Below are 7,407 nucleotides of genomic sequence, written 5' to 3'. Positions count from 1 at the left end.
CGCGTTACGACAAGCTGGCCAGTAGCTTCAAGGCCATGGTGACATTGGCTTGCATTGAGCAATGCATGAGAGCCGACTTTTCAGACAGAACCTAGTAAGCGATCAGCATAATCAGTGAACAGACCATCAACTCCCCACTCGATTAGACGCTCCATCTCTTCAGGTTCGTTGACCGTGTAAATATGAACGGGCAGTCCATTCTCCTGAGCTTGACGAATAAACGACTCGTCAATCACCACTTGCTGTTCATACATGTAGTTGGTGCCAATCCCAACCGCGTACTCTGCAACCGCCTGGAAATCCGCATCAGTGATCTCTTCTGGCCCGGGTGTGACCCCCGTCCACTCTACAAGGCGAGTGTTGTCTTCTTCACTAGGGTGGTACCACACCAGTTGAATCAGCGGCACGTCTGCATTTAGTTCATGTACTTTCAGCAGACTATCCTGCTCGAAGGATTGCACTAATACATGACCGCTCTCAATCATGTCGTGCTCTTCAAGCGTCGCAACCAAGGCCTCTTCCAAGCCGGGATTCAACTGGGGAGACTTGGTTTCAATGTAATAGCGGGCATCGTGACCAAAGTGCTCGAATAGCTCGTCAAGCGTCAGTATCTGCGCGCCTTCAAAGGTAGTGTCGGCGCGGTCAGGGTGCTCTTCGTTAAACCAAGTGCCGGTATCTAGCGCTTTGAGTTCTTCCAACGTGTAATCATTAATTGCGCCTTCACCGTCGCTGGTGCGCTCAATGGTGTCATCATGAAATACCACCAACTCACCATCGGAGGTGATTTGCACGTCCAACTCTAAGTAATCTACTCCCCACTCATGGGCCAATTCATAGGCGCTCATGGTACTTTCTGGCGCATGGCCACTAGCACCACGGTGAGCAATCACTTGAAATGACTGAAGATCCTTTAGCTGTTGCTCCAGCGGCGAAGTCTCAGCCAGCGCATTAGTGGTAGCGCCAGCGAAAAGACCCAATGAAATTGACGTAACCAATAAATGACGTTGCATACGAACTCCTGTAATTGAATGCTCGTTCAATAGCCTACAGGGACTAAAGCGTTAAAGCCAAATAGTGAAATGTCAGCCGCGCTATACTGCGAAACGATTTAAGGCGTGATGCCATTAGCGTTGCTCAGGCGATAGGCAAGCAAAGACCTGCTAGGATTTGAAGCAGCTACATGCAATTAATCGATGTTATAAACATTAGGATTGAGACTCACCCATGACTCAAAAGCCAACGTGGCGAACCACACTGATCAGTTTTCTAATCGCTCTGTTGGTAGGGGTGTTACTGGGCAGCATAGTGCAAACCCAGATCAATCTCGCTGCACTGCAGAGTATGGGCGTTGATATACCAATGATGCTGCGCTTAGAAACCACGTTTAACGATCTCATCACGTTTGCGCCAATTTACGCAGCCCTGTTCTCCGTTAGCTTTCTGCTTTCGCAAGTTGCCGCAGTGTTGATTTCGCGCTGGTTAGGCGGCCGATTTCAACCGTTATTAAGCGCTGGCGCTGCCGCTGTGGCCCTGTTGGTTACGTTCAAAATTGTTGATTCTTTTGCGCCCATGCCAACGCTGATTGCAGCTACGCGCGAGGTGCCGGGTTTGATCGCGATGCTGGTTAGTGCCGCCCTGGCCGGTTGGCTGCATGCGTTAATGCGTCGTCGTGTGCTAAATGCGAGGCGTCCGCGCGGGTTTTCCGGTTTTGCCCTGGTGTTATCTATTAGCGGATTAGTCACTGCTCAGCTCGGGTTTACTTCATTTGCCCAGGCACAAGAAGATTCACCCGCCAGTCAGCCTTATCATATTGAAACCTTGGCGGAAGATTTAGAGCACCCCTGGTCGCTCGCTTTTTTACCTAATGGGAACATGTTGGTGACGGAGCGCCCAGGGCGACTGCGGTTACTCAGTGCCGAAGGCGACACGCTGGTGGCGTCTTTAAGTGGCGTACCGAACGTATACGCTTCCGGACAATCAGGCTTGTTTGATGTGCTGCTATCACCCCAGTTTGAAGACGACCAACAGGTCTATCTCAGCTACGCCTGTGGCAGTGAGGAAGCTAACCATACCTGCCTTGCCGTCGGCACGCTGGCAGATACCGGCCTTGATAACGTTGAGGAAATATTCAGGGTACAGCCTGCCAAGCAGAGCGATGCCCACTTCGGTGGTCGCTTGGCGTGGCTGCCAGATGACACCCTGATTCTCACGCTAGGCGATGGCTTTGATTACCGCGAACAGGCGCAGAATCTGCACAACCATATCGGCACTATCGTGCGGCTTAACCGGGATGGTAGCGTGCCAGAAGACAACCCCTTTGTAGGCCGTGACGATGTCCGTCCGGAAATCTACAGCTACGGCCATCGCAACCCTCAAGGGTTAGTGTTTGACGAAGCAAATCAGCGCTTGATTGCTCATGAGCACGGCCCACGCGGGGGAGACGAGATCAATATCATTGAAGCAGGCGCTAACTACGGCTGGCCGATTGCAACGGGCGGGCTGGATTACACTGGCGCGCGGGTTACGCCGTTTAACGAGTACCCAGGCACCGTGTCGCCTTCATTAGAATGGACGCCTTCTATCGCCCCCTCCGGCATGGCGATCTACGAGGGTGAGCTTTTCCCCGAGTGGCAGGGTGATCTGCTAGTCGGCGCGCTGGTGGATAAGGAAGTGCGCCGGGTACATTTATCTGCCGACGGTTCAAGCGCGGAAGATGTAGAGGGTTTTTTCGGCGAACTGGACGAGCGTATTAGAGATGTGCGCATCGGTCCAGAAGGCGCGGTGTATCTACTTACCGATAGTCCTGATGGCAGGGTGCTGCGAGTAACTCCATTAGAAGCAGGCAATTAAAGGTGCCTAACAATGGCCGTACATACAGAGCACCATCGATCTCACCGTAACGGTTGGCTGCGTGCCGCAGTGCTGGGCGCCAATGACGGCATTGTGTCGACCAGTAGCCTGATATTAGGCGTTGCAGCCGCCAGCACGACGCAGAGCGATATTATGCTGGCTGGTGTTGCTGGGCTAGTGGCTGGCGCCATGTCGATGGCTGCAGGTGAGTACGTTTCGGTTAGCTCGCAATCCGGCACTGAACATGCCGATCTCAACATTGAGCGCAAAGCACTGGCTGAGCACTACGAGCTAGAGCAGGAAGAGCTTGCAGCCATCTACGAAGCCCGTGGGGTGGCGCCTGGACTGGCTCGACAGGTTGCTGAGCAACTGATGACCAACGATGCCCTGGGCGCGCATGCGCGAGACGAGATTGGCATCAGTGACACAGGCCAAGCGCGCCCACTCCAAGCTGCTCTTTCATCGGCAGCAACCTTCATCACTGGCGCACTCATGCCGCTACTGGTCGCTTGGTGGGCGCCTCCCTCACTGCTGATTCCTCTGGTAGCACTGTTTTCACTGCTCTTTCTGGCTCTACTAGGTGCCACTGCCGCAAAAGTGGGTGGTGCGCCCATCCTAAAAGCCACCATGCGGGTAATGTTCTGGGGTGCGCTCGCCATGGCATTAACATCCGCCATAGGGCGCGTGTTTGGCGTGGTGGCTTAAATGCGTGTACTAGTTATCCCTGCTGATTAAGCTAGATGCAATATTCAAACACCTAGAATTTAATCAGCATCCAGAGCTGCATACTGATTCAACGTACCAATGGGCCAAGCTTAAAAGTTGTCAGTGTCCGTCTATTAACTCCCGCTTAAGCCAAGCTGCTAGCGGCTCGCTTTGGCGGGGTTGAGTTAGAACGTTGGTTTGGCTGGGTAGCCATAGGCAGAGCCTGGCGGGAGTTTCGATACTTCCCCAGGGCGCCACCAGCCTGCCACTCTTTAGGTCGTCTTCTACTAATAGCCTCGGTGCAATAGCTACCCCTAAACCCGCCACTGCTGCTTCCATCAAGTAGTAAAGGTGATCGAACCCTTGACCCTCATTTAGCGCCTGATCCAGCTGTGCCATTTCAAGATCCTGGGCATTGGCCCACTGCGGCCAAGCCTGGGGGCGGGAAGCGGTGTACAGCAGCTTATTGGCAAATAATGTTTCTGGCTTGGTGGAGTCGATGTGTGCCATCAGTTGGGGGCTTGCCACCGCGCAGATCTGCTCCGGCATTAGCTCAAATACTTCTACATCTGCAGGCCAGGGCGGCTCAGAAAACGCCAGGGTGGCGCTGGCATCCGTTTGCTTGCCGGGCTGCTCAGTTTCGCTCACGACAACTTTCAGTTTTAACTCAGGCAACTCACGGTGCAGACGATCCAGCCTGGGAATCAACCACCGGGCCAACAGGCTGCCAGGGCAAGCGAGAGTGAAGGGCGCTTCTTCCACATCATGTTTGAGTGCTGCGCAACTATCCTTGAGACGGTCAAACGCCTCGCCCACACCGTTTTGCAGCTTTTCGCCATGCGGCGTAAGTGTAATGCCACGGCCCGCTTTGGCAAATAACGGCACGCCAAAATGCTCATCTAAGCTTTTCAATTGGCGGCTAATGGCGCCATGGGTAACGCTTAGTTCATCGGCAGCGGCGGTGACGCTACCCAGCCGAGCGGTAGCTTCAAAGGCGCGCAAGGCGCCAAGCGGGGGCATGCTGTGTTGCATGAGGTATCCTGCTAACAGTTGACCTAAACTCACATATTGCTGACATCTTATCGATTTTTATCCCCACCTGCTTGCGCTACTTTCATTACATTGTTTGATAACGCAGAGGTCGTGATGAACCAGCCAGTGAACTTATCTATGAACATGCCCGATGCAAACGGCCTGTTTGGCAGCTTCGGTGGCCGCTTTGTCGCCGAAACCTTGATGCCGCTGATTTTAGAGCTGCAGGAGGAATACGCCACCGCCAAAAACGACCCTGAATTCCAGCGCCAGCTTGCCTACTTTCAAGGCGACTACGTGGGGAGACCCAGCCCGCTCTACTTTGCCGAGCGGCTGACCGAGCACTTTGGCGGGGCGAGTATTTACTTGAAGCGCGAAGAGCTGAACCACACCGGCGCGCACAAGATCAACAATTGCATTGGTCAGGTGCTGTTGGCCAAGCAAATGGGCAAAAAACGCATCATTGCCGAAACCGGCGCCGGTATGCACGGTGTTGCTACTGCCACCGTGGCGGCACGTTTTGGCTTGCCGTGTGTGATCTATATGGGCACTACCGACATTGAGCGCCAGCAGCCTAATGTATTCCGCATGAAACTGCTGGGCGCGAAGGTGATCCCGGTCACATCCGGTACTGGCACGCTAAAAGATGCCATGAACGAAGCGCTGCGCGACTGGGTGACTAACGTTGAAGACACCTTCTACATCATTGGAACCGTGGCCGGGCCGCATCCTTACCCTGCTATGGTGCGCGACTTCCAAGCAGTAATCGGCCACGAAACCCGCTCACAAATGCTCGAAAAGAAGGGCCGCTTACCGGATTCGCTGGTGGCCTGTATTGGCGGTGGCTCCAACGCCATGGGGCTATTTCACCCGTTCCTTGATGACCTTGATGTGAAGATGGTCGGCGTAGAAGCGGGTGGCAAGGGCGTTAAAAGCGGCCTACATGCGGCCAGCCTGAACGGCGGCACCCCCGGCGTGCTGCACGGCAACCGCACTTACTTGCTGCAAAACGAAGATGGCCAGATCATCGACGCTCACTCGATTTCCGCCGGTCTGGACTACCCCGGTATCGGGCCAGAACACGCATGGTTGCACGAGCAGGGGCGGGTCGAGTACGTTTCCGCCACTGATGACGAAGCGCTGGAAGCATTCCAAGTCTGCTGCCGTCAGGAGGGCATCATCCCCGCCCTAGAAACAGCTCATGCCCTAGCCGAAGTCGCCAAGCGCGCTCCCAGCCTGCCACGCGAGCACCTAATGGTGGTCAACCTCAGCGGCCGTGGCGACAAGGACATGATGAGTGTGGCCCATCATCTTGGTGAAAAATTTGGGATTAAACAGCTATGAGCGCGATACAGGAGACTGTCATGAATAACACCTCTCGTCTTGAAAACTGCTTTGCTGCGCTCAAACAGCAAAACCGCCCCGCGCTGGTTAGCTACCTAACCGCTGGTGACCCCGATGCCGAGACCTCCCGCCGCCTGTTGCACGGATTGCCAAAAGCGGGGGTGGATATCATCGAACTCGGCATGCCGTTCAGCGACCCGATGGCCGATGGACCCGCCATCCAAAAAGCCGCACTGCGTGCCTTGAATAACGGCCAGACACAAGCTAAAACGCTAGAAATGGTGCGCCGCTTCCGTGAAGAAGACAGCACCACGCCCATTGTGCTGATGGGCTACTACAACCCCATTTACTGCTACGGCGTCGAGCGCTTCTTGACCGGTGCCGCCAAGGCCGGGGTCGATGGCCTGATCGTGGTAGATCTGCCGCCCGAGCACGATGAGGAACTCTGCACGCCAGCGGCCCAGCACAGTATCGATTTTATACGCCTGGCCACCCCGACCACCGATGCCAAACGTCTGCCTAAGGTACTTAGCAATACCTCTGGGTTTATCTACTACGTATCGGTGGCAGGGGTGACCGGCGGTAGTGCCCCCACGCAAGAACGGCTGGAAAGCGCGGTAGCCAAACTGCGCGAACATACCGAGCTGCCTGTCGCTGTTGGCTTTGGTATTCGCACCGCCGAACAAGCCGCCACCATCGGCCGCTTTAGCGATGCGGTCGTCGTCGGCTCTGCGCTAGTCGACTGTATCGAGCATGCCAATACGCCTGACGAAGCTGTTGAGCGTGTTCATAGCCTGGTTAGCGAGCTGGCTGAAAGTATCAGGGCGTGCAGGAAGTCGAGTCTTGAGCAGTCTCAGGTGGAATGCATTTCATAGCCAATAAATAAAAAAGAGTCTAATATAAGGGCTATATTAAGTGCTTAATATAGCCTTTTTAGGAGGCCTGTATGCATCAAGTATTAGCCGATTTTTCGGTAAGTATCTCTGAACTGAAGAAAAATCCATCCGCATTGCTTGCTCAGGCGAGCGGCTCCGCTATTGCGGTATTGAACCATAATAAGCCAGCGGCTTACCTCATTCCCGCTGAAACCTATGAAGCCATGATGGATATGTTGGAAGATTTCGAACTGGCTAAATTGGTGGACGAACGCCGAGCAGATAGAGATAAGGCGGTATCGGTATCGCTAGATGACTTATAAGCTACGCTTTTTGCCAGCGGCGCTTAAAGAGTGGGAAAAGCTTGGCGCGCCAGTAAAAAATCAGTTTAAAAAGAAGCTCGCGGAAAGGCTAGAAAACCCAAAAGTAGCCGCTGACCAATTAAGCGGTTTTGACGCGTGTTACAAAATTAAACTGCGCAGCGCAGGTTATCGGCTTGTATATGAACCTGAATCCGTGAGACCGGCCCCCGGAAGCACTTCTAACCCACTGACCTGCATGGCAATATAGCCATTATCGCCATTCACCCAGACAGTGCCAT

Annotated in this window: 8 protein-coding genes; 6 read left to right on the top strand and 2 right to left on the bottom strand. The window is 54.1% G+C overall.

All coding sequences use genetic code 11. The annotated features are described in order from the left end of the window. Positions 1-80 precede the first annotated feature (80 nt). Complete coding sequence (locus tag ACQKE4_RS19715) at positions 81-1,010, bottom strand: glycerophosphodiester phosphodiesterase (RefSeq protein ID WP_427389936.1); 930 nt, start codon at positions 1,008-1,010, stop codon at positions 81-83. Positions 1,011-1,224: 214 nt separating this feature from the next. On the opposite strand from ACQKE4_RS19715, the gene ACQKE4_RS19710 reads away from it, so the two are divergent. Together ACQKE4_RS19710 and ACQKE4_RS19705 are read left to right on the top strand one after the other, a co-directional pair. Further along, positions 1,225-2,850, top strand: coding sequence for a PQQ-dependent sugar dehydrogenase (locus tag ACQKE4_RS19710; protein ID WP_427389935.1), 1,626 nt, complete (start codon positions 1,225-1,227; stop codon positions 2,848-2,850). Positions 2,851-2,862: 12 nt separating this feature from the next. Next, positions 2,863-3,555, top strand: coding sequence for a VIT1/CCC1 transporter family protein (locus ACQKE4_RS19705; RefSeq protein WP_427389934.1), 693 nt, complete (start codon positions 2,863-2,865; stop codon positions 3,553-3,555). Between the two features lie 120 nt (positions 3,556-3,675). Here the strand turns inward: ACQKE4_RS19705 and ACQKE4_RS19700 are convergent, their stop codons facing one another. Then, complete coding sequence (locus ACQKE4_RS19700; RefSeq protein ID WP_427389933.1) at positions 3,676-4,587, bottom strand: LysR family transcriptional regulator; 912 nt, start codon at positions 4,585-4,587, stop codon at positions 3,676-3,678. Positions 4,588-4,701: 114 nt separating this feature from the next. Between ACQKE4_RS19700 and trpB the strand changes: the two genes are divergently transcribed. The 4 genes from trpB (at position 4,702) to ACQKE4_RS19680 (ending at position 7,376) form a co-directional block, all read left to right on the top strand. Further along, the gene (trpB, locus tag ACQKE4_RS19695; RefSeq protein ID WP_427389932.1) at positions 4,702-5,931 is read left to right on the top strand and encodes a tryptophan synthase subunit beta; all 1,230 of its coding nucleotides are present in this window, start codon (positions 4,702-4,704) and stop codon (positions 5,929-5,931) included. A 20-nt stretch (positions 5,932-5,951) separates the two neighbouring features. Then, positions 5,952-6,806 (top strand): tryptophan synthase subunit alpha, encoded by an 855-nt coding sequence (gene trpA, locus ACQKE4_RS19690; RefSeq protein WP_427389931.1) that lies wholly within the window; start codon positions 5,952-5,954, stop codon positions 6,804-6,806. Positions 6,807-6,877: 71 nt separating this feature from the next. Then, entirely contained in the window at positions 6,878-7,129 is a 252-nt protein-coding gene (locus tag ACQKE4_RS19685; RefSeq protein WP_427389930.1) for a type II toxin-antitoxin system Phd/YefM family antitoxin, read from the top strand. After that, positions 7,119-7,376: a type II toxin-antitoxin system RelE family toxin gene (locus ACQKE4_RS19680; RefSeq protein ID WP_427389929.1), complete on the top strand. Its 258-nt coding sequence runs from the start codon at positions 7,119-7,121 to the stop codon at positions 7,374-7,376. The genes ACQKE4_RS19685 and ACQKE4_RS19680 overlap by 11 nt, the downstream gene beginning before the upstream one ends. The last annotated feature ends 31 nt before the right edge of the window (positions 7,377-7,407 follow it).

This window comes from Halomonas sp. NPDC076908, from assembly GCF_050269715.1.
Classification (GTDB): Bacteria; Pseudomonadota; Gammaproteobacteria; order Pseudomonadales; family Halomonadaceae; genus Vreelandella.
This window is presented reverse-complemented; position numbering and strand designations above follow the sequence as displayed.

Coding starts and splice junctions, on each gene's coding strand:
- ACQKE4_RS19715 (WP_427389936.1), bottom strand. CDS start 1,010: ATGCAACGTCATTTATTGGTTACGTCAATTTCATTGGGTCTTTTCGCT.
- ACQKE4_RS19710 (WP_427389935.1), top strand. CDS start 1,225: ATGACTCAAAAGCCAACGTGGCGAACCACACTGATCAGTTTTCTAATC.
- ACQKE4_RS19705 (WP_427389934.1), top strand. CDS start 2,863: ATGGCCGTACATACAGAGCACCATCGATCTCACCGTAACGGTTGGCTG.
- ACQKE4_RS19700 (WP_427389933.1), bottom strand. CDS start 4,587: ATGCAACACAGCATGCCCCCGCTTGGCGCCTTGCGCGCCTTTGAAGCT.
- trpB (WP_427389932.1), top strand. CDS start 4,702: ATGAACCAGCCAGTGAACTTATCTATGAACATGCCCGATGCAAACGGC.
- trpA (WP_427389931.1), top strand. CDS start 5,952: ATGAATAACACCTCTCGTCTTGAAAACTGCTTTGCTGCGCTCAAACAG.
- ACQKE4_RS19685 (WP_427389930.1), top strand. CDS start 6,878: ATGCATCAAGTATTAGCCGATTTTTCGGTAAGTATCTCTGAACTGAAG.
- ACQKE4_RS19680 (WP_427389929.1), top strand. CDS start 7,119: ATGACTTATAAGCTACGCTTTTTGCCAGCGGCGCTTAAAGAGTGGGAA.